We start from the raw sequence: 25,064 nt of genomic DNA on the forward strand, positions 1-25,064 counted from the left end.
GGGAGGGTGTTGCCCAGAATCGGCACTGGGACGATTGTGGGTACATGACTACTTCACCTCCGGCAGTGCGCGTCTCGCGGCTGAGTAAGTCGTACGGCGCGTTCGATGCCGTCAACGACATCAGCTTCGACATCCGCCCCGGCGAGACCTTTGCGCTGCTCGGACCCAACGGGGCCGGCAAGAGCAGCACCATCGAAATCCTTGAGGGCTACCGCGACCGTTCAGAGGGCGACGTCACGGTCCTGGGCGTTGACCCGCAGCACGCCGGTCTGGACTGGAAGGCCCGCATCGGCATCGTCCTGCAATCCAGCGGTGAGAGCGGCAACGCCACAGTGCTCGAGCAGCTGCGGCACTTCGCGAGCCTGTACCCCAACCCCCGACCGGTGGAGGAGGTCCTCGCCGCGGTCGGGCTTGAGGAGAAGGCGAAGACCCGCATCCACCGGCTCTCCGGCGGTCAGCAACGACGGGTGGATGTTGCGCTCGGCATCATCGGCCGGCCGGAACTGCTTTTCTTGGACGAACCGACCACCGGATTCGACCCCGAGGCCCGGCACCAGTTCTGGGATCTCATCCGCACCCTCAAGGGTGAGGGCACCACCATTCTGCTGACCACCCACAACCTCGACGAGGCGGCGGAGCTCAGCGACCGCGCCGGCATCATCGTGGGCGGCAGGCTCATCGACATCGGCACGATCGGCGAACTCGGCGGCCCCGCCGCCCGCATCCCGATGGTGCGCTGGCGGGACGCCGACGGGGTGCAGCGGGAGGCGCGCACCGAGACCCCCGCCGGCCTGGTCGCCCAGCTGGCCAGGGACCTCGGCGGCGAACCCGCCGAACTGCAGGTCATCCGACCCAGCCTCGAAGACATCTACCTGGGCCTGGTGCGCGGTCACGCGGCCGGCAGCACCAGTGACACCGCAAGCACGGAGGTACTCGCATGAGCGCGACCCTGACCCCGCAACCGACCCCACAGTTGCCCCAACCGGCCGGTCACCGCACTACTCGGCACGGGCTGTTCAGCCTGGGCCTGGCCCGCATCGGCTTCGAGATCAAGCTGTACTTCCGCTCCACCGACACCGTCTTCTTCACGTTCCTGTTCCCGTTCATCATGCTGGGCATCTTCACCGCGGCGTTCAGCGCCCAGGGCAACATCGGCACCAACCCGGACGGCTCCGGCGGCATCAGCGTCGGCGCGTATTACCTGCCCGGCATGCTGGCCGCGGGCATGCTGCTCTCCGGCCTGCAGAACCTCGCGATCGACATCGCCGGCGAGAAGGGCGACGGCACCCTCAAACGGCTCGGCGGCACCCCGCTGTCGCCGCTGAGCTACTTCATCGGCAAGATCGGCCAGGTGCTCGTCACGGGCATCCTGCAGGCCGTGCTGCTGCTGATCGTGGCCCGGTTCGCCTTCGACATCGCCCTGCCCACCGAGCCGGAGAAGTGGCTCACCTTCATCTGGGTGTTCCTGCTGGGCGTGATCACCTGCGCGTTCCTGGGCATCGCCCTCTCGGCACTGCCACGGTCGGGCCGCAGTGCGTCGGCCGTGGTGATCCCCATCGTGCTGGTGCTGCAGTTCATCTCCGGCGTGTACCTGCAGTTCAACGCCCTGCCGGACTGGATGCAGAACGTCGCCAGCCTGTTCCCACTCAAGTGGATGGCGCAGGGCATGCGTGCGGTGTTCCTGCCGGACAGCTTCGCCGCCCAGGAGCAGAACGGCGCCTGGGAGTTGGGCCTGGTGGCGATCGCGCTGCTGATCTGGCTGGTGGTGGGGCTCGTCGGCAGTCGGCTCACCTTCCGTTGGATCCGCAAGGACTCCTGATGCACCCGCCGTGCCCGGGGCGTGCGGCACATGGGATGCTTGTCGCATGAGCACACGGCGCTGGTGGGATGTGGCGGTCGCCGGGGCGCTGACCGTCCTCACCGTCATGGCGATCGAGGGCTCCGGCGGTGGCGCACCGGCACGGATCGGGGCGCTCCTCAGCCTCGCGGCCGTCGGCGTGGCGTACCTCGGTTGGGGCCGCCTGGCGATCGCCCGGGCAACCGACCGGCCGGAGGTCGCGCCCTCGGTTGCCGACACCGGTTTCCGGGTGGTCGTGATCGTGGCCTGTGGCGTCGCGACGGCGTTCGACCCGAGCATGGCCACGCTGCAGACGTTGGTGTTCCCGTTTCTCTGGGTGCTCGCCAGAACATACCGGGGCGCGGTGCTGCTCAACATCACCCTGGCCACCGTGACCGGGCTGGGCCTGTGGATCAGCGGCGGGCGCACGGCGGACGCCGCCGTGCAGGCGGCCGCCATCGAAGGGATCTCACTGGCGTTCGCGCTGGCGATGGGCACCTGGATCTCCCACATCGTCGAGGCCGGCGCCTACCAGCGCCGGTTGGTGGAGGAACTCACCCTGGCCCAGGACGAGCTGGCGGCGGCGCAGCGGGATGCCGGCAGCGCGGCCGAGCGTGAGCGGTTGGCCCGCGAGATCCACGACACCATCGCGCAGAGCCTCACCAGCCTGGTGATGCTCACCCAGCGCACCCGCTCCGAGCTCGCCGCCGTTCCCGGCGACACGTCGGCCGTTGCCGACAGTCTCGACCTGATCGAGTCGACCGGGCGCGACGCCCTCACCGAGGCCCGTGCCCTGGTGGCGTCGATGTCGCCGGTGCGCGCCGCCGACGGCGACCTCGCTCACACCGTGACCCGGCTCGCGGAACGCTTCGAGAGGGAGACCGGGATCCAGGTGACCGTCGAACTCACCGGCCTCGACCCGGCGGGCGCTGACCACGGGACCGAATTGCCCCCGCTGGACCGCGCCCTCGAGGTGGTCCTGCTGCGCTGCGGCCAGGAGGGCCTCGCCAATGTGCGCAAACACTCCGGCGCCGGCGCCGCCCGCATCGCCATCGCTCGCACACCCCAGGAGGTCGCCCTCACCGTCACCGACAACGGCCGGGGCCTGGGCGCTTACCGCCCGGAGTCCGAGCACGGCTTCGGGCTGACGGGTATGCGCGACAGGGTCGGCCTGGTGGGCGGCCGGCTCGAGGTGACCGACTCGGCGAACGGCTCCGGCACGGTGCTGCGGGTGACCCTGCCTCTGTTGGTGACGGCGCCCAGCACCGGCGGGCGCGGATGATCCGGGTGCTGGTCGCCGACGACCATCCGATCGTGCGCGGCGGCATTGTGGGCCTGCTCGGCGGCGCCGACGACATCGAGGTGGTCGGCGAGGCCGCCGATGGAGCCATGGCGGTGCGTCTGACCGGCGAGTTGCGGCCCGACCTGGTGCTGATGGACCTTCGGATGCCGCACCTGGACGGCGCCGCAGCCACCGCGCAGATTCTGGAGCAGAACCCGGCCACCCGGGTGCTGATCCTCACCACGTACGAGTCCGACGACCAGATCCTCGGCGCGATCGCCGCCGGCGCCAGCGGTTACCTGCTCAAGGCGGCCCCGCAGGCGGAGATCATCGAGGGTGTGCGCTCGGTATACGGCGGCCAGACCGTGCTCGCACCCGTGATCGCCGCCAGGCTGGTGCAGCGGGTGCGGGCGGATGCCGTGCCGGCGCCTCGGCTGTCGGCCCGCGAACTGCAGGTGCTGCGTCTGGTGGCGGCCGGCGAGAGCAACCCGCAGATCGCCAGGTCACTGTTCATCGGCGAGGCCACGGTGAAGACGCACCTGCTGCACGTGTTCGAGAAGCTGGGCGTGGGCGACCGCACCCGGGCGGTCACCCTGGCGATGGAGCTGCGCCTGCTCTGACGCATCCGCTCGCCCTGGTGCCGCCTGCCAGCCAGCCGAATTATCCCGCCCACGCTCCCCAGCGCCGACGTGCCGCAAAACGCCCATTGCGATGCTTCCAAAGGGACTTTTCCCGCAAGTCACGCAAGGGGTTCTCACCGACTTGCCGCAGAATCCCCTCTGGATGCCTCCGAAGGGGTTTTTCGCGCAACTCGCGGCGCCGCGGCTAGAGCAGCGAGAAGCCCACGAAGACGGGTTCAGGGTGCAGGATGACGCCGAAGTCGGCCTGCACGCGCTGCTGTACGAACCGGGCGAGCTGGCCGATCTCGTCGGCGGTGGCGGTGCCGGTGTTGGTGATGGCCAGGGAGTGCTTGCTCGAGATCGCCGCGCCGGAGCCGGGCAGCCGGAAGCCACGGTGGATGCCGGAGTTCTCGATCAGCCAGGCGGCGCTGAGCTTCACCGTGCGCAGAACCTCGACGCCCGGCATCGGCCCTACACCGGCGTACTCGTCGAGCGGGATCACCCGGTCGGGCAGCTCGATCTCGGCCTGCTTCCAGCGCGGGGCCTCGTCGGGCAGAGTGCGGGCGAAGCTTTCGGTGACGATCGGGTTGGTGAAGAACGACCCGGCGCTGTAGGTGTCGGGGTCGGCGGCGTCGAGCACCATGCCCTTACCGGCCCGGAGGCCGAGCACGCTCTGGCGCAGTTCGGCCAGCGGCACCCGGTCGCCCAGCTGTACCCCGAGGGCATTTGCCAGCTGCGGGTAGGTCACCGGCTGACTCAGGGCGCTGCCGAGCACGGCGGCCTGTGCCGACATGTCGCGCAGCTCGAGTTCGATGGCGAGCACCACTCCGCGGCGGCCCTGCTTGAGCACCGAGGTGCGGTAGCCGAGGCCGAGTTCGGCGGCGCTGAGCCGATCCACCTCGCCGGACTCGAAGTCGAGGAAGTCTATGGCGGCCAGGCTGTTGGCCAGTTCCTGGCCGTAGGCGCCGATGTTCTGCACCGGGGCCGCACCGCTGGTCCCCGGAATACCGGAGAGCGCCTCGATGCCGGCCCAGCCGTTGGCCACCGTGAGGGCGACGAGGTCGTCCCACGGTTCGCCGGCCTGCACACGGATGCGCACCGGGCGCCCGTCGACATCCGCGTCGGTTTCCGCGTCGGCGCCGGTCTCGGCCGCCGGGGCGAGCACCTCCACACCCCGGGTGCACACCCGGATGACGGTGCCGTCGAAGCCGGCGTCGGCCGCGACGGTGTTCGAGCCACCGCCGAGCAGCACCCACGGTTCGTCGGAGCCCCAGGCATCCAGGGCCGCCTGGATCAAGCCGGCCTCATCGGCCGGCGCGACGAGGTGCGCGGGGGCACCGCCGACCCGCAGGGTCGTCAGGTCTGCCAGGGTCACGGGCACCGGAACAGGAGCGGCTACAGGGTCGGTCATGGTCGCCTAGACCAGCGAGACGCGCGCCTGCGCCTTGCCGAGAACGGTGACGGAGTTGAAGGTCACGGTGAGGTCGATCCGCGCCACGCCGGCATCCGCGTCGAGCGCGCCCACCTTGGCGACCACGGTCACCACGGCGCCGAGGTCGGGGTCCACTGGCACCGGCCGGGTGAAGCGCACCTGGTAGTCCAGAACCCGGGCCGAGTCGCCGACCCAGTCGACGACGGGTTGGATAGCCAGGCCCATGGTGAGCATGCCGTGCGCGAGCACGCCGGGCAGCCCCACCGCGTGGGCGACGTCGTCGCGGTAGTGGATGGGGTTGAAGTCGCCAGAGGCACCCGCGTAGCGCACGAGGGAGTCCCGGGTCAGTGGGAAGCTGCTCTCGGCGACGATGTCGCCCACGGTGAGGCTCTCGAGGCTGGGCGTGACGGGTGCGCTGGTGGTCATTCGTCTCCCCTGACGACGAGGGTGGAGGTGGCGGTGACCACGTGGGCGCCGGTGGCATCGACGATTGTCGACTCCGCGGTGACCATCGAGTGGCCGCCCAGGCTCTTCACGCTGGCGACGCGCAGCGTTGCGGTGAGTTCGTCACCTGCCACGATCGGGCGACTGTAGCTGAACCGCTGGTCGCCGTGCACCACCCGGGTGAAGTCGATGCCGGCGTCGGGCTCGGCGAGCAGCTGGGCGAGGGTCGCCTCCTGCACCACCACGGCGAATGTCGGCGGCGCGACGATGTCGCTGTGCCCCGCGGCGCGGGCGGCGTCGGGGTCGAAATTGATCGGGTTGGTCGCGAAGACTGCACGCGAGAACTCGCGCACCTTCTCCCGGCCGACCAGATACGGCGGCACGGCGGGAAAGACCCGACCCTGGATTGCTGGATTCACGGACACGTATCGAGTGTACTTGCGCCCCGCAGAATTGTTCGGTCGGGCCGGTTAGGGCAGACTTGGCCCAGTGGATTACGTACAGGTCGCACTGACCGCCCCCGAGGTTGCCCCCCTGCTCACCGGCCTGCGCCAGGAGTACGACGCCCGCTACGGGCACGGCGCCGGCGAGTCGGTGCTGGATGTCGACGCCGGCGAGTTCGAGGCGCCGACCGGAGCGTTCGTGGTGCTCCTGGACGACGGCACGACGGTCGCGGGCGGCGGCATCCGGCGCATCGACGACACCGTCGTGGAGATCAAGCGCATGTGGACGAACCCGGACTACCGCCGCCAGGGCTACGCCAGCCGGATGCTGCGCGAACTGGCCGGCCTCGCCCGCCAGCTCGGCTATCAGACGGTGCGGCTTGAAACCGGGCACGCCCAGCCGGAGGCGCTGGCGCTGTACCGTCGGTTGGGATTCGCCGAGATCGGCAGCTACGGTCCCTACGAGAACGCGACGGCCTTCGAGCTCGACCTCGACGCTGTCACGACGAAGCCCCGCCACTGAGGCCGTAGCGGCCGGCAGTGACGGGGCGTGCGTGCGCCGGGCCGTCAGGGTCAGACGGCGGGGATGACCAGTCCGCCCCAGGTCTCCTCCATGTAGGCCTGCGTCTCGTCTGAGAGCAGCAGCTCCGTGAGCTTGACGATGCGCGGGTCGTTCTCCAGCTCTGGCGTGGTGGCCAGCACGTTGAAGTACGGGCTGTCCGAGCCCTCGATCAGGATCGCCTGGTCGGCGGTGAGGCCGGCCGGCAGAGCGAACGAGATGGTGACGAACGCCACGTCGACATCCTGCACGGCCTGCGGCAGGGTGGCGTTCTCGATCTCGCGGAACTCGTACTTGTTGGGGTTGTCGGTGATGTCGGCGAGTGAGGTGGGCTCGTCCGTCGTCTCGATCAGGCCCTCGGCGGCGAGGATCTTGAGCGCGCGGCCCTCGTTGGTCGGGTCGTTGGGGATGGCGATGGTGGCGCCGTCCTTGAGGTCGTCGAGGGAGTCAACGGTGTTGCTGTAGAACGCGGCGCTGGGCAGGTAGATCTCGCCGACGCTCACCAGGCTGCCGCCGGCCTGCTCGTTGTAGGTCTTCAGGAAGGTGGCGTTCTGGAACAGGTTCGCGTCGATCGAACCGTCGGACAGGGCCACGTTGGGGGTGTTGTAGTCGGTGAAGTCCTGGAAGGTGATGTCCAGCCCGGCGTCGGCGGCCAGGTTGTCCTGCACGAACTTGAGGATGTCGCCGGCCGGGGTGGCCAGGGCGCCCACCGTGATCGTGCCGAGGTCGTCGTCGGCTCCGGTCGTGGCGGGCTCGTCGGTCGTTCCCGCGCAGGCGGTGAGGGCGAACAGGGCGGAGAGGGTGACGGCGGCACCGGCAAGGCGCGTTCCGCGGGAGGTGAACTGCATGGGAGGGCTCTTCTCGTGGGTGGTGGTGGCCACGCCGTCATGCTGACGCGGCGCGGTCGGGTGGGGTCGGGGTTACGCGCCGGTGACGGCGCTGGCACGCAGGGCCGGCGCGGTCTTCTCCGCGCGAGTCGGCCGGGACCTGTGCGCGAATCGCTTGGCCAGCATCGTCGCCAGCCCCTGCAGCACCATGACGATCACGAAGATCACGATGATCACGGCGATCATGTGGATGGTGCTGTAGCGCTGGTAGCCGTAGCGCACGGCCACGTCGCCCAAGCCGCCGCCGGCGACGGTGCCGACCATGGCCGAGAAGTTGATGATGGAGGTCACCGTGGTCGACAGGCCCAGGATCATCGGCGAGAGCGCCTCGGGCACGAGGACCTTGGACACGATCTGCCAGCGGGTCGCACCGAGCGACTCCGCGGCCTCGATCAGACCGGTGTCGACCTCCTTGATCGCGATCTCCACCATGCGGGCGAAGAACGGGATGGCCACAACGGCCAGCGGCACGATGGCGGCGGTGGGCCCGATGAAGGTGCCCACCACCAGCCTGGTGAACGGGATCAGGGCCACCATCAGGATGATGAACGGCACGCTGCGACCGAGGTTGACGACGAAATCGAGCACCCGGTTGACCACCCGGCCGAGCCGGCGGGAGCCGAACGGGCTCTCGAACAGGCCGCCGGGTTCGGTGCCGACGAGCACGATGCCCAGCGGCAGGCCCACGATGATGGTGATGAGCAGCGAGACGCCGACCATGTAGAGGGTCTGCCCGGTGCCGATGAGCAGCACCTGGAACAGGTCAGACCAGAATTGCGGCAGCGATGGATCCAGAAGCACGGTTACTCCCCCACGATTTCGACGAGCATGCCCTGGCTGCGCAGGTCTGAGATGGGCGCGGCATTGCCCGCCGCGCTGCCCGGCAGCGCCAGGCGGGTGCGGCCGGCCTGGTTGCCGCCGATGGTCTCGATGGCCGCGCCGAGGATCGACACGTCCAGACCGTAGGTGCGCGCCAGCTGTGCGATCACGGGGCGGTCGGCCGACCCGCCGCTGAAGGTGATGTCGATGACGGTGTCGCCCGGCAGCGACGGCACGGCGCCGAGCGGGAAGAGCTCGTGCGCGAGGCGGGATCCGGCGGTGGAGATCAGCGAGACGATGCGCCCCTGCTCGACGATCCGGCCGTCCTCGATCAGCGCGGCGGAGTCGCAGATGCGCTTGACGACATCCATCTCGTGCGTGATCAGCAGCACCGTCAGGCCCAGGTCGGTGTTGATGGTCTTGACCAGGTCGAGGATCGACCGGGTGGTTTCGGGGTCCAGCGCGCTGGTGGCCTCGTCGGAGAGCAACACCTTGGGGCTGCCGGCCAGCGCCCTGGCGATGCCCACCCGCTGCTTCTGACCGCCGGACAGCTCCGCCGGGTAGGCGCCGGCCTTGTCGGCGAGGCCGACCAGGTCGAGGATCTCGAGGGCACGGCGTCGGCGGGCGTCGCCGTCGACGCCGATGATCTCGAGTCCCAGTTCCACGTTTCCGCGCACCGTGCGGCCGGCCAGCAGGTTGAAGTGCTGGAAAACCATGCCGATCTTGCGGCGGGCACGGCGCAGATCGGCGGGCGATAGCGCGGTGAGCTCGTCACCGTCGACGGTCACGGTGCCGGAGTCCGGCCGTTCGAGCAGGTTGATCGCGCGGATCAGGGTGCTCTTACCGGCACCGCTCTGACCGATCACCCCGAAGATCTCCCCTTCGGCGACCTCGAGCGAGACGTCCTGCAGGGCAGCGGTGACGGTGCCGCCGGAGCGGAAGGTCTTGGAGACGTGCTGTACGGAGATCACGGTGGTCCTGAGGGTTCGCGCGGCCTTGTACCGCAGTGATTCCGAGTGTGTCAATCGCAACGCCGCGGGCCAAATCACTGTGACGAAATAAGTCGCCGGGCCTCCGGAAGCCGCGCCGACCCTCCGCGCGGGATAACGTTGACTCGTTATGCATAACAAATTGACCCCACACCCCGATCTTCCGATCGACCTGCCCACGGCCGAACGACTCGCCAAGGCCGTCGAACACTACGGCGAGTCCACCGTCGTCGACCACTCCGTCGCCCTGATGCGCGGCAAGAACGCCGGCAAGGACTTCCTGCTCTACGTGGGCGGCCGGCACGCGCTCGGCATCCTCGAGGGAGCGCCGGCGCTGTACTGGCCCGAGCTGTGGGGAGCCCGTGCGCTGCTGCACGTCTGGAACGACTCCGCGGCGCCGTACGTCGTCGTTGGCCTGAACAACGAGGCCTGGCGCATCCGCGAGATGTGCGCGAAGGTCGTCATGCTGCGCAAGCTGGATGTCGCGCCCAAGCTCGTGAAGGCCACCACCGACGAGGTGCCCCGCGTGCGGGTCGCCGCCCTCAACGCCCTCGCCGAGCAGGGTCGCGAACAGGACATCCCCACCATCGTGGTGCGCCTGCGCGACCCCGACAAGGATGTGCGCCGCGCCGCCCAGCAGGCCCGCGATGCCATCATGACCCGGCTCAACCTGCCCAAGGAGTAACCCACGAACGCCATCCCCACTCCGAATCAGAGCACCCCGCACCGAAACGCACAGCCGTACCGACGGTATGTGGCGATCGGTGACAGCTTCACCGAGGGCGTCGGCGACGACCTGCCCGACGGCCAGGTGCGCGGCTGGGCCGACCTCGTGGCGATCGGGCTGGCTGCGGCCACCCCCGAACCGGTCTCGTACGCGAACCTCGCCATCCGCGGCAAGCTGCTCGGTCCGATCGTGAGTGACCAGCTCAAGCCGGCTCTGGCGCTGAAACCTGACCTGCTCACGGTATGTGGCGGCGGCAACGACATGATGCGCCCGCGGGTGGAGATCTCCTACGTCGTCGATCTGCTCGACCACGTCGTCGAGAAGGCCGTGGCCGACGGCATCCACGTTGTGGTGCTCAGCGGCGGCAACCCGTCCAGGCACCTGCCACTGGGCTCCCTGATGCAGAAGCGCGGCGACAGGCTCGCCGAGGCCGCCAGGGAGACCTTCGGCAAGCCCGGCGTGACCCTGGTCGACAACTGGATCGATACCGAGCTCATGAACGGCCGGTTCTGGTCGGCCGACAAGTTGCACCTGAACGCCCGCGGGCATACCAGGGTCGCGACGAATGTGCTCACCGCACTGAACGTGCCGATTCCCGCCGGGTGGGCCCAGGGCGCGGCCGGCGAGGCCCCGCCGCGGGAACGGATCCAGGACACCGCCGCGTACTACGCCGCCTACGTGCTGCCCTGGATCGGACGCCGGCTCACCGGCCGGTCATCCGGTGACGGCCGCCCGCCCAAGCGCCCCGAGCTCACCGTCGTCGAGACACCGTAGGGCGCAGGACGGGCCGTGTGGTTGCCCACGCGGCCCGTTTTTGGTGTCGAGGACGAATCAGACCTTGCGGCCCGAGATCGTCCGGAGCAGGAAGACGATGACGGCGATCACTGCGAGGACTACACCGACCCAGAGCAGGAATTGCAGGGACTCGACGAGCCCGCCGGTGATGAGCAGGACCACGGCCACGATGGCGATGATGATGACTAGAAGATTCATGTGTCAAACCTTTCCTAGAACCGAGGGTTTCCTCGTGTTCGAGATGTTAGACCCCTCACGGCGCTGATCGCGAGCTATTTCTGAGTTTTCGTCAGCGTGTCACCACCTGGTCGGCGAGGTAGCCGCCGAATCCGCCCGGCACCCGGCCGCCCAGCCGACCAGAGGTGAGCACCGGGATCAGCGCGGTACGGCACTCCCGCGCGCCGAGGGTGCGGAGCGCCTCCACCAGCAGCACGTCCTCGTCCGAGTCGACGTCGCTGAACCCATCGGCCTGCAGGTAGCGGTCGGCGCGCACACCCAGGTTGGCGCCGTGTACGTGCGGATGACCGTCGACCAGGGTGTGCGACCCGTGCCAGCGGGCACGTTCCTGCACCGGCAGTTCGTCGTCGGGCAGCACGGTGCCGAGCACCAGTTCGGTGCCGGCCTGGGCCAGGGCCAACTGTGCCGTCAGCCAGCGCCGGGGAACCGCGGAGTCGGCATCCGTCGTGGCCACCCAGGTGTGCGCCGCCGCCGCGTCGGTCAACAGGTGGGCCACGCCCTCCCGGCGGGCCGAGCCGACCGATCCCGCCGAGCACTCCAACGCCCTGAACTGCGGCCACTGCGCCACGACCTCGGCAGACCCGTCGGTGCAGCGGTCGAGGACCACGACGACCGAGATGGCCGGGGCGTCCGTGCCGAACTCGTCCTCGACGGCCTGCACGGCGTCTGCGAGCGCGGCCAGGCACCGCGGCAGCCGGCTCTCCTCATCGCGGGCCGGGACCACCACGATGAGTCTGTCGATGCGAGTCGTCACTCCGTGAGCCCCTCTCGTTGCGCCACGGAGGGAGCCGGGGACGGCTCGTAGACCTCCAACACGAAGTCGCGCTCCACGTGCTGCACGGTGCGGTCGAGTCCGGGCAGGGCGGCGAGCGCCGCGTGCACCTCGTCGCCGCCGAGCGGGTATTCCCCCACCGGGTGCCGCCAGTGGCAGGCCACCAGAGCGCCGTTCGGGGTGAGACTTCGCCGGCACCGTTCCAGCAGCACGGCCAGGTCAGCGGGTGAGCAGTAGTAGCCGATCTCCGACAGCACCACCAGGTCGAAGGTGCCGGCCGGCCACTCGGTCGGCAGGGCGCGCCGCTCCACTGTCACGCCGGGCAGGCCGGCCAGCCGCTCGCGGGCCACGGTGAGGGCCTGTTCGTTGATGTCGGTGGCCAGGAGGGTGTCGCAGCGCTCGGCGAGGTCCCGGCTGAGCACGCCGATCGAGCAACCGAGTTCGAGGGCGGCGCCGTAGCGCGGCAGCGGCAACGCCGCAAGGGTCACGGCGCGTTTGCGGGCCTCATACCAGCGGGTTTCGAATCCCCAGGGATCCGCCGACCCCGCGTAGAACTCGTCGAAGAAGCCGGCCGTGAGGCTGGCCCGGGGCGACCCGGCGACCGGTGCTGCCGGGAGGACGTCGGCCGCGGCGCCGACGAAGACTTCATGGTCCCGCTCGAAGTGGGCGGCGAAACCCGGTTGCACGATGGCCTCGTCACCGGGCCGGTCCGACAAAGGCTGCACCTGGCTGGTGTGCGCCGCCATGGCGGTGTTCTTGCGTTCCCGGGCCGCCGCGTCGAGGTCGAGGCGGCACAGTGCCGTGCCGTCCGCACCCGTGGGCCAGACCGGGTCCTCCGGCGACGACCAGTGCCACGCCCAGATCGGGTACTCCAACAGCCTGGCGCCGGTGCGGCCGGCGACGAGGGCAGCCGCCTCGCCAGCTGCCGCGTGGTCCGGATGCCCGTCCAACCGCCACGGGGCGACGATCCAGGTCCCGCCGGCCGGCCCGGGGGCCGCCTCGTCCGCCGCAACCACCTGCGACACCGCCTCCTCCAGGCTGTTGCGGTGCTGGGACAGGTCACCGTCGGGCAGGTCGAGCAGGCGCACCGTCGCCGTCGGCGCGAGCGCCCGCACCGCGTTCACCATCTCCACCCGGCGTACCGCGGCGAGATCGGCGGGGGTCAGGGTGGGCGAACGCGGATGCGAGGCCTCACCATTCGTGGCGGCGATCACCGTGATCGCCAGCCCGAGCTGCCCGGCGACGGCGATCAGCCCACCGGCACCGAGGGACTCGTCATCGGGGTGGGCGGCCACCACGATCAGTCGGGCACAGCCCTCCAACGTGAGCGGCCTGTTCCGGTCCGACCAGTCGGCCTCGTCCCAGCGCCGTTCACTGGTGCCGCCGGTGTCGTGCGTGAAGCTCACCACGAGGCCGCCTCCTCCGCGAGCAGCCGGCGGCCTAACGCCGCATCGTCTCGCTCCGCGTGGTGCTGGCGAACGTACAGAGTGAGATCGGCCACCCGGCGGGCGTGCCGGGCATCCAGGGCGAGCGGAGCCGGGCCGAGCGCGTGCCCGACCCTGCCGAGCACCTCGTCCACGGTACGCGCGACGAGGCCGCGCACCCGGGCGGCGAGCAGCCCGCCGGCCGTGCCTTCTGCCTCACCCCGATCGATCGCCGCGGCCGCGTCAGCCAGCGCCGCGCCCGCGCCCATCAGGGCCAGGTCCACGGCGCCCAGCTGGGACAGCAGGATCTGGTCGGGTTCACGCCGCTCTGCCGCCTGCCGCAGCTGCCGGGCCACGCCAACGGCGCCGCCCCACCAGCAAGCGGCCACCTGAATGCCGCCCCAACTGAAACCCGGCCGAGTGAGGTACCAGCCGTCGTCACCGACGGGCACCGCCGGGACACCGGTGAAGTCCACCGGACCGCTGGGCACCTGGCTGAGTCCGGTCGCGAACCAGGCGTCCTCCTGCACCGCGACGCCGGCATCGGCCAGGTCCACGGCGAAGAGCCGCCGACGGGCCGGCTGCTCACCGTCCGGCGTGGTGTGCGCGGTCACGAGCGCGTGGCTGAGCGAGCCGGCCAGCGAGCACCAGGGCTTCCGGCCGCTCAGCTGCCAGCCTCCCGGGCTGCGGGTGGCGCCGACCCGCAGGCCGGGGCCCTCCGCCGCGAAGACGCCCCAGCTGCTCGGCTCCGCGCCGCCCGCGCCCGGCAGGGTGGCGACCGCCTCGGCCGTGCCGCCCGGCGCCTGCTGCATGATCGTGAGGGCATCGGTATGCGCCTCGAGCACCCGGGCGGCCGTGAGGTCGGCCGCCGCCACGGTGGCGAGCGCGTCGAACAGGGCATCGGTGCGGCCGGAGCCGGGGTGCGGCAGGGTCCCGGCCGACGCGACGGCGAACCGGATGGCCCGCTCCGCGTTACCGTCCACCGCCCAGGCGGCCTCGACGAGGTGGGCCAGCCGCTCGAGATCCTCCGGCGGCCGGGAGCCGCGGCTCCTGCTCACTCCCCCGACGGTCAGCACTGCGGGTGCGGCCGCGGGGCCTGGCTGCGTCGTCATGGCTCTCCCCCTGATCCGGCACGGCGGCAGCCCGGAGCATCCGGGGCCGCGTGGCGATACGTGTCAGATCATCCTGCCAAACATCACACCATGCGACGGCAGGAATCCGTGCCCGACACCTTTCGAAGACGGAAGAACGGGGATACCATCCCCCCATACGGGGGTGTTCCCCGAAGTGTGACCCTGAGGCACCGTTGATAGGGCCCGACCGAGGTCACACCCGAAACACCACCGCATGGGGCGGGCCGTCATCGGGGTGGCCTGCCCCTTCCTCTGCCCATCGGGGCTTCCGTCCCCGTTGAGCCCCGCCCGGCAACTCCGAGGCGAGCGCGGCGGGTGGATGCGCGCGGCGGCGAGTGCGGAGGCGCGGGAGGATGCCGCTCACGGGCGGGCGGGCGGGTCACGCGCCGCTATGCGGGTGGCGTGCCACCCGCATAGCGGCGTCTGACCCGCACACCTCAGCCGACGCCGCGAAGCCGCCGTGCCGGGCGCGCCGCCGCCACCCCGCCGCTATACCGGCACCGCCGCGGTCCCCCGCGTGAGCTCAGTCACCCGCTCGATCTGGCTCTGCACCAGGCGAGCATCCGCCACCGTCACACGGTGCACGGCACCGGTGATGGTGATCTGCGCGAGGGTCTGCTTGTCGGCGCAGGAGGCGCCCACCCACAGGTCCACCTGGCCGGGCTCGACGATGCGCTCGTGCCGGAGGCCGGTGAACGCCAGCCGGGCCGTCGGAACGGCGAAGCGCACCACGACCTCCTCGCCGGGCTCGAGAGTGACGCGGTGGTAGCCCAGCAGCTGGGCGACCGGCCGGGTGACGCTGGCGTGCACATCCCGCGCGTATAGCTGCACGAGATCGGTGCCCGCCCGCTCGCCGGTGTTGCGGATGCGCACACTCGCCGAGAATGTGCCGCCGGCCGCGACCTCGGCGTCGGCCACCAGGCCGGTGCGGTCGAAGGTGGTGTAGCTCAGCCCGTGCCCGAACGGAAGCACCGGGGTGCTGTCCACACTGGTCACGTCAGACGGGCCACCCAGGATCGGGTGCAGGTAGGAGTAGGGCTGCGCGCCGGCAGACCTGGGCAGCGACACGGGCAGGTGCCCGGTCGGCGAGACCGCGCCGGATAGCACCGACGCGATCGCGACTCCACCCTCTTCACCGGGGAAGAACGCCTGCAGCACCGCCGCGGGCGCGTGCGGGCCGTCGACGGCCCACGGCACGGCATACGGCCGGCCCGTCATCAGCACCATCACCACGGGAGTGCCCGTCGCGACCAGCGCCTCCACGAGTTCACGTTGAACCCCGGGCAGCTCGAGGCTTTCCGCGTCGTTGCCCTCACCCACGGTGCCACGACCGAAGAGGCCGGCCCGGTCGCCCACGACGACCACGGCCACGTCGGCGGCGCGAGCCGTCTCGACGGCGGCGGCGATCGCGGATGCGTCGGACCCCTCTACCTCGCAGCCCTGGGCCCACACGACCTCCGCCGAGGGGAACTCCTGCTGGAGCGCCTCCAGCACCGTGGGCATGGTCAGGTCCGCCGGCACGTCAGGGTGGTGCGCCAGCACGTGGTTCACGAACGAGTAGCAGCCCATCAGGGCCTCGGTCGAGTCGGCGTTCGGGCCGAGCACCGCGATGGTGCCTGGGCCCCGGTCGCCGGTGCCCAGGAGCGGAAGGACGCCGTTGTTGGTGAGCAGGATCAGGGATTCCTCGGCCAGAACCCGCGCCACCCGCCGGTGCTCTGGCGAGTCCAGGTCGATCTCGGTGGGCGCCATGGTGAAGGTCTCATCGAGCAAGCCCAGGTCCTCCTTCTGCGAGAGCACCCGCAGCACGGCCCGGTCGATGAGCGCCTCATCTGTCAGCCCGGCACGCACCCGCTCGGCCAGTGGCGCGAGGAAAGCGTCGCCGGTGGGCAGCTCCACGTCGATCCCCGCGGTCAGGGCGAGTTCCGCGGCCTCACCGCGGTCGGCGGCGACGGCATGCATCAGCTGCAGGAATGCCACCGAGAAGTAGTCGGACACCACGACACCGTCGAAGCCCCACCGGTCGCGGAGGATCTCGGTGAGGTACTCCGGGGTGGCGCCCACGGGTGCGCCGTCGATCTCGGCGTACGAGTTCATCACCGACCGCACCCCGCCGTCGAGCACGGCCATCTCGAACGGGGGCAGGAACACGTCGTTGATCTCCCGCGACCCGGCGTGCACCGGGGCGTGGTTCCGGCCGGCCTGCGTGGCCGAGTAGCCCACGAAGTGCTTGAGGGTGGCGTGCACCCCGGCCGACTGCAGACCGGTGACGTAGGCGGTGCCGATGGTCCCGACCACATAGGGATCTTCGGCGATGCACTCGTCGACCCGGCCCCAGCGGGGGTCGCGGATCACGTCGAGCACCGGGGCGAGCCCCTGGTGGATGCCGAGCTGCTTCATCGATCCGCCGATCAGGCGGCCCATCTCCTGCACCAGGGCGGGATCGAACGCGGCCCCCCAGGCGAGCGGGGTGGGGAACGTCGCGGCTTTCCACGCCGCGAGTCCGGTCAGGCACTCCTCGTGCACGATGGCGGGGATGCCGAGCCGGGTCTCTCCGGTGAGGCGGCGTTGCTCCGCCCAGAGCCACTCGGCCCGCTCCACGGGGTCGACCGGCCGGGTGCCGTACACCCGGGTGAGGTGGCCGAGCCCGTGCTGCGTCGCCTCGTCGTATTTCGTCGAGGTGGCCATTTCCCCGGCGAGGGGGGCGACGACCTCACCGCCCTGGTCGACCCAGTAGCCGACGAGCTGGGCAAGCTTTTCTTCGAGGGTCATCCGAGCGTGCAGTTCGCGCACGCGGTCGGATGCCTGGGGCAGTTCTGGGTTAGTCACAACGATCTCTTTCTACTTCTTCAACGTCGACGAATCAGGCTGCACGTGTCGCGGGCAGCCGATCAACCCTTGACCGCGCCGGTCAGCCCGCCGACGATGCGGCGTTCGAACAGGGCGAAGAACACCAGCGCCGGAATCATGGACAGCGAGGTGAAGGCCAACACCTTTGCGGTATCCACCGAGTACTGCGACGCGAACGATTGCACACCCAGCGGCAGGGTGAACACGGCGTCGTTGTTCAGGATGAACAGGGGCAGCAGGTAGCTGTTCCAGCTGGCGATGAACGCCAGGATTCCCACGGTGATGACGCCGGGCATGGCCAGCGGCACGATCATCCGCCAGAAGAAGCCGAGCCGGCTGCAGCCGTCGATGAACGCGGCCTCCTGGATCTCATCGGGGATGGCCCGGAGGAACGGCACCAGGATGATGATGGTCGTCGGCAACGCGAACGCGATCTGCGGCAGGATGACGCCGCCGAGCGAGTTCATCAGGCCCAGGTTCTTCACCACCAGGTACAGCGGGGTGATGGCCACCGTCATGGGGAACATCAGACCGGCCGCGAAGGTGGCGTAGAGGATGCCCCGGCCGCGGAACTTGTACCGGGCCAGCACGTAGCTGGCCATCAGGCCGAGCACCACGACGCCGAGAGTGGTGGCGAACCCGGCGATCAGGGAGTTGCCCACCAGCCGCCAGAACGTGCCACCGGTCAACACGTCGAGGTAGTTGCCGATGTTCCAGACGCTCGGCCAGCCGGACGGGTCTGTGGTGATCTGGGCGTTGGTGCGGAACCCGCCGATGATGATGAAAAGCACCGGGGCGAGCATCAGGCCGATCACCAACACCGCGACGACGTAGGCGACGGGAGTGCCCCAGCGCCGGCTCGTCTTGATCGGGGCCGGCGGGTTGGCCGGCGGCAGCGCCACAGCGGGCGTCGTGAGCGCGGTCATTTGCTCGTCCCCTTCTCGGTGATTGCGCCTTCGGTGTCCCGACTCAGCACGAAGCGCTGATAGATCAGCGCGACGACGAGGGAGATCAGGAAGAGCACGACGGCGACGGCGTTTCCGTATCCGTAGTTGCCGGCGTTCCGGCCGTTGGCGACGAGGTAGGTCGCCATGGTCGACGTGCCCGCGGTTGACGCGATGTACTGACCCCAGATGATGTAGACGAGGTCGAAGAGCTGCAGGGCGCCGATGATCGACAGGAACGCCCAAATACGCAGGGTGGGAGCGAGCAGCGGCAGGGTGATGTGCCGTTGGATCTGCCAGAACGAGGCACCGTCGATGGCCGCGGCCTCCGGCAGTTCCTCCGGAATGCCCTGCAGACCGGCGAGGAAGAGGATGACGGCGAAGCCGACGTACTTCCAGGTGATGATCACCATGAGGGTCCAGATGGCGATGTCAGGGTTCGACAGCCAATCCTGGGTGAAAGCGCCCAACCCGAGCTTCTCCAGCATGCCGTTGACCGCGCCGTTGGACTGCAGCATCAGGCTCCAGCCGGTGCCGACGACAACCTCGGAGATCACATACGGCACGAAGATCAGCACCCGGATGAGGGACTGCCCGCGGAGTTTGCGGTTGAGAAGCAGCGCGAGGAGGATCGCGACCGGCCCCTGGAGCACGAGGGAGAGAACGACGATGACGCCGTTGTGGGTGAGGGCTTCCTGGAACGTGGGGTCCTGGAGGATCGTGACGTAGTTGCGGAACCCGACGAAGTCGGTCGGCGGGCCGTAGCCCTGCCAGCTGAAGAAGCCGTAGTACGCCGCCATCACGACGGGGAAGATCACGAAGCCGAGGAAGACGATGAGAGCGGGACCGACGAGGACCGCGATCTCGACTCTGGCCCCGATCGAACTGCTGCGGCGGCGCCGCACGGGCGGGGCCACGGGCGTGGTGCCCGTGGCCCCACCGCTCGCGAGATCCACCTCTAATCGCGTCGGAGTGTTCTCGCGAACTGACATGAGTGGTGCCTAGGCCTTCTTGGCCGCGTCGTTCACAGCCTGGATCAGCTGCTCCGGGCTGCCCTTGCCCGCCAGCAGGTCGACAACGCCGACGTTCAGCGCGTTTCCGACGTTCTGGCCGTAGACGGTGTCAAGCCACTGCGAGACGTACGGGGCCGCGTTGTAGGCCGCGATGATTTCCTGCAGGTAGGGCTCGGTGACGGCTTCCTGCGCCACGGTGTTCACCGGCGGGGCATTGAATGCCGCGTAGTACTCCTTCTGCACATCGGCGCTGCCGATGTAGTTGAGGAAATCGAGGCACTCAGCGGGAGCGTCGACCGAGCAGGAGTAGCCGTCCACGCCACCGAGGATCGAGCCGGGCTCGCCCTCGCCGCCGTCAACCTCGGGGAACGCGAACCAGGACAGGTCGGCCAGCGGCTTCTCATCCGGGGTCAGCGATGCGATCACGCCGGGGTTCCAGGCGCCCATGAGTTCCATCGCTGCCTGGTGGTTGGCCAGGAGGCCGGCGGAGCTGCCGGCGCCCTGCTGGGCGGCGGTGGTCAGGAAGCCTTGGTTGTAGGGCTCGGTGGCGGCGAAGCTCTCGAGGTCTTCACCGGCCTTGATCCAGCAGTCATCCGAGAAGTCCTTGGTGTCTGCGGCCTCGGCCAGGACATCGGGGCTGCATTCGCGCAGCGCGAAGAAGTAGAACCAGTGCGCGGCGGGCCAGGCGTCCTTGGCGCCGAGTGCGATCGGGGCGACCCCGGTGGTCTTGAGCTTTTCGACCGCGGTTTCGAGGTCGGTGATCGTGGCCGGCGCTTCGGTGATACCCGCGGCGTCGAAGAGGTCCTGGCTGTAGAAGATGCCGCCGGGGAGCACGGCGACCGGCATCGCGTATACCTTGTCTTCGAGGCTGTTCGCGATGAACGAGCCATCGGGGATCTCCTCATGCACCTGGTCGGAGATGCCATCGGTGATGTCCATCAGCTGGCCGGCCGCGACCATGGCCGCCATCTTGCCGCCACCGCGCTGCAGGAAGATGTCGGGTGCGTCGCCGGAGTTCAGCGCGGTCTGCAGCTTGCCGTCCAGGTCTTCATTCTGGATCGCCTGCACGTCGATGGTGACGCCGGGGTTGTCGGCCTCGAAGTCGGCGACGGTCTTGTCCCAGAATTCCTGGCCGGGGCCGGTGGTGGAGTTCTGCCAGAGGCTCATCGTGACGTCGCCGCCCGAAGACCCTTCGTTCGAATCGGCGCTGCAGGCGGTGAGGCCCAGGGCGCTGAGGCCCAGGACCATCGTTCCCGCGAAGATCCTCTTCGCCGTGGTGGTGTGGTTCACCTTCATTGGTTCAACCTTTTCTCTTCATTGAGGGACACCATCGGTGGTCGATGGTCTTGGTGTGAAGCCGCGCCCTGACGGGCTGCTGTTCGGTTCGGACTCCGACAGGGCTGCCCTGTAGGTTCCGGATGGCCTCAGTGTCACAGCGGAAAAATAGGGTGTCAAACGTTTTCGAAATCATTTTCCAAATCGCCCTATGCTGAACCCATGACTCCCCGTGCCACGATCCACGATGTCGCCGCAGCGGCCGGCGTTTCGGTAGCGACGGTCTCCAAGGCCGTGAACGGGCGGTACGGCATCTCGGCCGCGACCACCGCCAGGGTGCTCGATGTGGTGCAGCAGCTGGGCTATGAGTCCAGCCTCGTGGCCAGCAGCATGCGTTCCCGCCGCACCAGCGTCATCGGCATCCTTGTCGCCGACTTCGAGCCGTTCAGCGCCGAGATCCTGAAGGGCGTCGGCGTGGCCCTGGCGGATTCCCGCTACGACCTGCTCGCCTACAGCGGCTCCAGGCAACGGGAGACCAACGGCTGGGAACGGCGCTCCCTGAGCCGGCTCAGCGGGACGCTGATCGACGGGGCCATCATGGTCACGCCCACCGTCGACACCACCTCAGCGGAAATCCCCGTGGTGGCGATCGACCCGCACACCGGCCGGGCCGACCTCCCCACCGTGGAGTCGGACAGCTTCGGCGGTGCCCTGCAGGCCACCCGTTACCTGATCGAGCTCGGCCATCGCCGGATCGGCTTCCTGGCCGGCCGACCCGACCTCCGCAGCGCCACCCTCCGCGAGGCCGGATACCGGCAGGCCCTCGCGGATGCGGGCATCCAGTTCAACCCCGCCCTGGTTCGGGTCGGGTTGTACAAGCGGGAGACGGCCAAGGCGCCCGCCGCGTCGCTGCTGTCGATGACGGACCGCCCGACGGCGGTGTTCGCCGCGAACGATCTCTCGGCGATCGCGATCATCCAGGTCGCCGCGGAGCTCGGACTCGACGTGCCGCGCGACCTCTCGGTGATCGGTTTCGACGACATTCCAGAGGCCTCCCAGATGAACCCGGCGTTGACCACCATCCGTCAGCCGATGAAAAAACTCGGCGCCACCGCGGCAGGGATGCTCGTCTCGCTGCTGAACGGCGAGATACTGCCGCAGAACCACATCCGGCTGCCGACCGGGCTCGTGCGCCGGGCGACGACGGCGCCGCCCCAGATCTGAGTGCTCGACGTCATGGAGTCCCTGCAACGCGCGGCCTCGGAGGGCCGCCGCGTGGACGTAACAACCGCCGCCGACCGACCTGCCTCCGTACCGCTGACGCCCCGTGCCGAGTGGCTCGGGGCGGTCCAGAAGGGGCGCCGAGTGTGAAACCCGAGGTGGCCGACGTGGGGCTCTGGCATCCCCTCGAGTCGAGCCGTTGCCACCGGCCTGGGCCGTCGGAGCCCCTCGTAGTGGGACCTGACCCGACGCGCGCGCGTCGGTAGCGTGAGGAGCATGTTCGGACGACGTAAGCCACCCCCACGGGAACAGCCCGCAGAGTCGCTCGAAAGCCCCGGCACCCAGGCGCTCATGCGCCATGTGCAATCGCAGCTCGCCGAGAAGCCGCTGCTCGGTGCGCAGATCGCGGGCAAGGAGATCTATCAGAACATCCTCACCATGGTCAAAGACGAACGCGGGGTGCAGATCGAGGTCGTCGCGACAATTCTCGGCGGCCTCGCCGGGCGCGCGTGCCTGATCGCCGGCCTTTCGGGGCAGGCGGGCACCGATCCGACACTCAACAGGCTGACCCTCAACACCATCAGCACCAAGGACGGCGGCACCTACCTTGCCGGCGACGCGATAAACCGGCAGCTCGCCGAGCGCCAGTACTCGGTGTTCGCGCTCATCGTTGGGTACCTGCGAAGCGTGGGAGAGCCGATCCCCGAGGCGCGCGAGTACTTCGTGCACAGCGCGCAGTCGTTGGGTGGGCCGGCCTTCGGGGTGCCGCGTTTCGCTCCCGGGACGGGAGTCCCCTCCACGCCTCTCGAGTACGCCGACGCACTGTGGCCCAACGTCAGCGGCTCGCTGCGACGCTACGCTCCCGACCCGCAGCTCTGGCCGACGTCGTACGGCATAGCTATCCAGCTGATGCTCGAGATGGCCAAGACTTCTGGCCTCGACCTCCAGGTGCTCGTGCGCGTCGTCATGGATAGCGCACTCGCCGTCTCCAAGGTCCCGCTGAAAGTACCTGCCGCGTAAGGCAGCGCCCACCTGGGATTCGCCGCGGTACCGGACGAGACGCCTGCGGATCGCGGGTTCTGTGGCGGGATCCCTGGCTGCTGCTGCGAGAATGCGCGAAAAGAAGAAAGGCCCCGTGACCGGACAAATTCCTGGTCAAAGGGCCTTTATGTGTAGCGGGAGCGGGAATTGAACCCGCGACACCACGATTATGAGCCGTGTGCTCTAACCAACTGAGCTACCCCGCCTTAGACCTTCAGAGCCTAGCTCTCAAGCCTGAGCCCCCTGTGGGAATCGGACCCACTACCTCTTCCTTACCAAGGAAGTGCTCTACCAATGAGCTAAGGGGGCAAAACCTCAAACATCTGAAGCTGAACCGTGCTTTTGGCAACCGGTAAACATTATCACCTCGCGAGACCCCTCGGTGACACAGCGGGGCCATCCGGGGCAATTATGACGCCGGGCAGCACCCAGGCCGTGAAGGATGCGCCCGTGGCGACCAGCCGGACCCCGGTGTCGGAGACCGTGCAGACAGCCGTTCCGGCCTCGGGCGGTAGCTCGCCGGCACGGCCGCCGACGGGCAGCACCCAGTCGGGCAGGGTCACCTCTGCGGCGGCCCGGGTGGCCAGCAGCAACACCGACTCGTGCCCGGTCTCCCGCACGTAAACGAGCGCGTCATCGCCCACGTGCAGCCAGCGCAGTCCGCCGGTACTGAGTGCCTCGTGGGCACGGCGCAGGCCGATCAGTGACGCGTAGAGGTCGATGGTCGCGGCGACGGGCGGCTCGGCGGCGCTGGGCCACGGCATCGGGGTGCGGGAGTGTTCGCCGTCGACGCCGGTCAGGCCGAATTCGTCGCCGGCGAAGACCACCGGGATGCCCGGCAGGGTCACCGAGAGCCCCAGGGCCACCGGCACTGCGTCGGCGTCGGCGTGGGTGCGGAACCTGGCCGTGTCGTGGGTGTCGAGGGCGTTCATGGTGGCCAGCCGGGTGCGCCAGGGGAACCCTGCGGCGAACCGGGTGTGCGCCCGGTGGAACTGCTCGCCGGTGTGCGCCGGGATGGTGCCCAGCGGCAGCCCGAAGAACGACGAAACCTGGTCGGGCCGGCACAGCCACGACCAGAGCGGCCGGGTGAAGTTGGCGTAGGTCATCGCACCGTGCCAGGCGTCGCCTTGAAAGTCGGCCGAGGCGTCGTTGGTGAATTCGCCGAGCAGGATCGTGTCGGGGTTCACGTCGATCATGGTGCGGCGGATGGTCTGCCGCACCTCGGCGTTGAGGTCTTCGTCGCCGAGACGGCCGGTCATGTTCGCCACGTCGATACGCCAACCGTCCAGATGGAATGGCGGCTTGAGCCATTTGGCCACCACCGAGTCTGGGCCGTCGATGAACCGGCGGCGAAGCTCCCTTGAGTTCCAGTTGAACTTGGGCAGCTCTGGCACTCCCAGCCAGGACTGGTAGTCGCGCTGCTCGGGGTCGAGCCAGTAGTAGAAGGCGCTCTCCGGAGCCGCCGGGGTGTGGTGCGCGGCCTGGAACCACTCGTGGCCGTGGCCGGAGTGGTTGGCGGTGAGGTCGCCGATCACCCGGAACCCGCGGGCGTGCGCGGCTTCGACGAGCCGGATCAGCGCCGCATCGCCGCCGAGCAACGGGTCGACCTCGGTGAAACTGGCCGCGTCGTAGCGGTGGTTGGAGCGGCCGGGGAACACCGGCGTGAGGTAGAGCAGGGTCACACCGAGACGCTCGAGGTGGTCGAGGTGCTCGGTGATGCCGTCGAGGTCGCCGCCGTAGAACTGGTGCGAACGGCCTGGCGGGAGCTGGTCGACGGCGTCGTTCCACTCGGCCGGAATCGCCCAGTCCGGCGCCTCGCGGTGATCGGCGGCGGCGGACCGCGCGAACCGGTCGGGGAAGACCTGGTACATGATGCTGGTCGCCGCCCAGTCCGGCGGGGCCGGGTGGGCGACGAGCTTGAAGTCCTCGGAGTCGAGGGTTTCGATGTCGTGCAGACCGCTGGCGTTCAGCCACCAGTGGCCGCCGTCGGCCATGCCGAGCAGGAACCTGTAGCCGTGCACCGGGTTCTCCACCACCAGGTCCGCGGCCCACCAGGCGTAGCCGTGGTCCGGCGCGCCGGCGCCCCCGAGCCGCCGGGCGTCCTCGAAGCGCGGTTCCCGGTCGGGGTTGGCCCGGATGCGCACCGTCGTCACGTCGCCGAAGGCGGTCGGGATGCGCAGCCGCACGGTGACGGTGTCGCCGAGGGCCGGCGCCTGGGTTGAGACGTAGAGCGGCGAGCCATCATGGTGCGGAAGGGCGAGGAGCGGCTTGAGGCTGTGCGGGAGCAGGCGGTGCGGGAGCGGCTGGTGCGGGAGCATCCGGC

24 protein-coding genes and 2 tRNA genes are annotated in these 25,064 nt (G+C 69.4%); 9 read left to right on the top strand and 17 right to left on the bottom strand.

Features of this window, described 5'->3' with window-relative positions; translation table 11 throughout:
- The first annotated feature begins 44 nt into the window (after positions 1 to 44).
- The 4 genes from E3O60_RS12890 to E3O60_RS12905 are packed head-to-tail and all read left to right on the top strand — an operon-like array spanning position 45 to position 3,739.
- Positions 45 to 941 (top strand): ABC transporter ATP-binding protein, encoded by an 897-nt coding sequence (locus E3O60_RS12890; RefSeq protein WP_103460540.1) that lies wholly within the window; start codon positions 45 to 47, stop codon positions 939 to 941.
- The gene (locus E3O60_RS12895) at positions 938 to 1,819 is read left to right on the top strand and encodes an ABC transporter permease (RefSeq protein WP_088455011.1); all 882 of its coding nucleotides are present in this window, start codon (positions 938 to 940) and stop codon (positions 1,817 to 1,819) included. The genes E3O60_RS12890 and E3O60_RS12895 overlap by 4 nt, the downstream gene beginning before the upstream one ends.
- Before the next feature lie 46 nt (positions 1,820 to 1,865).
- Entirely contained in the window at positions 1,866 to 3,119 is a 1,254-nt protein-coding gene (locus tag E3O60_RS12900; RefSeq protein ID WP_134498336.1) for a sensor histidine kinase, read from the top strand.
- Entirely contained in the window at positions 3,116 to 3,739 is a 624-nt protein-coding gene (locus tag E3O60_RS12905) for a response regulator transcription factor (RefSeq protein WP_134498338.1), read from the top strand. The genes E3O60_RS12900 and E3O60_RS12905 overlap by 4 nt, the downstream gene beginning before the upstream one ends.
- A gap of 205 nt (positions 3,740 to 3,944) precedes the next feature.
- On the opposite strand, the gene E3O60_RS12910 is transcribed toward E3O60_RS12905, so the two are convergent.
- From E3O60_RS12910 to E3O60_RS12920, 3 genes are read right to left on the bottom strand one after another with little or no spacing between them, the layout of a single operon-like run.
- The gene (locus E3O60_RS12910) at positions 3,945 to 5,150 is read right to left on the bottom strand and encodes a UDP-N-acetylmuramate dehydrogenase (protein WP_134498340.1); all 1,206 of its coding nucleotides are present in this window, start codon (positions 5,148 to 5,150) and stop codon (positions 3,945 to 3,947) included.
- A 6-nt stretch (positions 5,151 to 5,156) separates the two neighbouring features.
- Positions 5,157 to 5,597, bottom strand: a complete 441-nt coding sequence (locus tag E3O60_RS12915) for a MaoC family dehydratase (protein WP_088455007.1) — start codon at positions 5,595 to 5,597, stop codon at positions 5,157 to 5,159.
- Positions 5,594 to 6,040, bottom strand: coding sequence for a MaoC family dehydratase N-terminal domain-containing protein (locus tag E3O60_RS12920; RefSeq protein ID WP_088455006.1), 447 nt, complete (start codon positions 6,038 to 6,040; stop codon positions 5,594 to 5,596). The genes E3O60_RS12915 and E3O60_RS12920 overlap by 4 nt, the downstream gene beginning before the upstream one ends.
- 64 nt (positions 6,041 to 6,104) lie before the next feature.
- Here E3O60_RS12920 and E3O60_RS12925 point away from each other — a divergent pair, with 64 nt between their 5' ends.
- A complete protein-coding gene (locus E3O60_RS12925; RefSeq protein ID WP_088455005.1) occupies positions 6,105 to 6,581 on the top strand; it encodes a GNAT family N-acetyltransferase in 477 nt (158 codons plus the stop codon).
- A 50-nt stretch (positions 6,582 to 6,631) separates the two neighbouring features.
- Here the strand turns inward: E3O60_RS12925 and E3O60_RS12930 are convergent, their stop codons facing one another.
- Genes E3O60_RS12930 through E3O60_RS12940 form a run of 3 tightly spaced genes read right to left on the bottom strand, consistent with a single transcriptional unit; the run spans position 6,632 to position 9,294 of the window.
- Entirely contained in the window at positions 6,632 to 7,498 is an 867-nt protein-coding gene (locus E3O60_RS12930) for a MetQ/NlpA family ABC transporter substrate-binding protein (RefSeq protein ID WP_241993271.1), read from the bottom strand.
- Positions 7,499 to 7,537: 39 nt separating this feature from the next.
- Positions 7,538 to 8,305 (bottom strand): methionine ABC transporter permease, encoded by a 768-nt coding sequence (locus tag E3O60_RS12935; RefSeq protein ID WP_255455318.1) that lies wholly within the window; start codon positions 8,303 to 8,305, stop codon positions 7,538 to 7,540.
- 2 nt (positions 8,306 to 8,307) lie between these two features.
- Positions 8,308 to 9,294 (bottom strand): methionine ABC transporter ATP-binding protein, encoded by a 987-nt coding sequence (locus E3O60_RS12940; RefSeq protein ID WP_088457815.1) that lies wholly within the window; start codon positions 9,292 to 9,294, stop codon positions 8,308 to 8,310.
- A 148-nt stretch (positions 9,295 to 9,442) separates the two neighbouring features.
- Between E3O60_RS12940 and E3O60_RS12945 the strand changes: the two genes are divergently transcribed.
- Positions 9,443 to 9,997, top strand: a complete 555-nt coding sequence (locus E3O60_RS12945; protein WP_088455003.1) for a HEAT repeat domain-containing protein — start codon at positions 9,443 to 9,445, stop codon at positions 9,995 to 9,997.
- Between the two features lie 69 nt (positions 9,998 to 10,066).
- Positions 10,067 to 10,813, top strand: a complete 747-nt coding sequence (locus tag E3O60_RS12950; RefSeq protein WP_241980048.1) for an SGNH/GDSL hydrolase family protein — start codon at positions 10,067 to 10,069, stop codon at positions 10,811 to 10,813.
- Between the two features lie 57 nt (positions 10,814 to 10,870).
- On the opposite strand, the gene E3O60_RS18525 is transcribed toward E3O60_RS12950, so the two are convergent.
- The 8 genes from E3O60_RS18525 to E3O60_RS12985 form a co-directional block, all read right to left on the bottom strand.
- Positions 10,871 to 11,032, bottom strand: coding sequence for a hypothetical protein (locus tag E3O60_RS18525; RefSeq protein ID WP_165787843.1), 162 nt, complete (start codon positions 11,030 to 11,032; stop codon positions 10,871 to 10,873).
- A gap of 91 nt (positions 11,033 to 11,123) precedes the next feature.
- Positions 11,124 to 11,825 carry a glycosyltransferase family 2 protein gene (locus E3O60_RS12955; RefSeq protein WP_241993272.1) on the bottom strand — a complete coding sequence of 234 codons (702 nt, stop codon included), beginning with the start codon at positions 11,823 to 11,825 and terminating at the stop codon, positions 11,124 to 11,126.
- Positions 11,822 to 13,252, bottom strand: a complete 1,431-nt coding sequence (locus tag E3O60_RS12960; RefSeq protein ID WP_134498342.1) for a bifunctional PIG-L family deacetylase/class I SAM-dependent methyltransferase — start codon at positions 13,250 to 13,252, stop codon at positions 11,822 to 11,824. The genes E3O60_RS12955 and E3O60_RS12960 overlap by 4 nt, the downstream gene beginning before the upstream one ends.
- Positions 13,246 to 14,379 (bottom strand): acyl-CoA dehydrogenase, encoded by a 1,134-nt coding sequence (locus E3O60_RS12965; protein WP_134498344.1) that lies wholly within the window; start codon positions 14,377 to 14,379, stop codon positions 13,246 to 13,248. The genes E3O60_RS12960 and E3O60_RS12965 overlap by 7 nt, the downstream gene beginning before the upstream one ends.
- 510 nt (positions 14,380 to 14,889) lie before the next feature.
- Positions 14,890 to 17,169, bottom strand: coding sequence for a beta-glucosidase (locus E3O60_RS12970; RefSeq protein WP_134498360.1), 2,280 nt, complete (start codon positions 17,167 to 17,169; stop codon positions 14,890 to 14,892).
- Positions 17,170 to 17,288: 119 nt separating this feature from the next.
- The gene (locus E3O60_RS12975; protein WP_088454998.1) at positions 17,289 to 18,173 is read right to left on the bottom strand and encodes a carbohydrate ABC transporter permease; all 885 of its coding nucleotides are present in this window, start codon (positions 18,171 to 18,173) and stop codon (positions 17,289 to 17,291) included.
- On the bottom strand, positions 18,170 to 19,183 hold the full coding sequence (locus tag E3O60_RS12980) for a carbohydrate ABC transporter permease (RefSeq protein ID WP_134480910.1): 1,014 nt from the start codon (positions 19,181 to 19,183) through the stop codon (positions 18,170 to 18,172). Before E3O60_RS12980 ends, E3O60_RS12975 begins: the two co-directional genes overlap by 4 nt.
- Positions 19,184 to 19,192: 9 nt before the next feature.
- The gene (locus E3O60_RS12985; protein ID WP_165791151.1) at positions 19,193 to 20,452 is read right to left on the bottom strand and encodes an extracellular solute-binding protein; all 1,260 of its coding nucleotides are present in this window, start codon (positions 20,450 to 20,452) and stop codon (positions 19,193 to 19,195) included.
- Between the two features lie 249 nt (positions 20,453 to 20,701).
- On the opposite strand from E3O60_RS12985, the gene E3O60_RS12990 reads away from it, so the two are divergent.
- Both E3O60_RS12990 and E3O60_RS12995 read left to right on the top strand, forming a co-directional pair.
- Positions 20,702 to 21,703, top strand: a complete 1,002-nt coding sequence (locus E3O60_RS12990) for a LacI family DNA-binding transcriptional regulator (protein WP_103460550.1) — start codon at positions 20,702 to 20,704, stop codon at positions 21,701 to 21,703.
- Positions 21,704 to 21,976: 273 nt separating this feature from the next.
- A complete protein-coding gene (locus E3O60_RS12995; protein WP_133159695.1) occupies positions 21,977 to 22,720 on the top strand; it encodes a hypothetical protein in 744 nt (247 codons plus the stop codon).
- Positions 22,721 to 22,873: 153 nt separating this feature from the next.
- On the opposite strand, the gene E3O60_RS13000 is transcribed toward E3O60_RS12995, so the two are convergent.
- The 3 genes from E3O60_RS13000 to E3O60_RS13010 form a co-directional block, all read right to left on the bottom strand.
- Positions 22,874 to 22,947: transfer RNA gene (locus E3O60_RS13000), tRNA-Met, on the bottom strand.
- Positions 22,948 to 22,978: 31 nt separating this feature from the next.
- Positions 22,979 to 23,050: transfer RNA gene (locus E3O60_RS13005), tRNA-Thr, on the bottom strand.
- A gap of 53 nt (positions 23,051 to 23,103) precedes the next feature.
- Complete coding sequence (locus E3O60_RS13010) at positions 23,104 to 25,059, bottom strand: glycoside hydrolase family 13 protein (protein ID WP_134498346.1); 1,956 nt, start codon at positions 25,057 to 25,059, stop codon at positions 23,104 to 23,106.
- Between the last annotated feature and the right edge of the window lie 5 nt (positions 25,060 to 25,064).

Source organism: Cryobacterium sp. TMB1-7 (assembly GCF_004402435.1).
In the GTDB taxonomy this organism is placed as follows: domain Bacteria; phylum Actinomycetota; class Actinomycetes; order Actinomycetales; family Microbacteriaceae; genus Cryobacterium; species Cryobacterium zongtaii.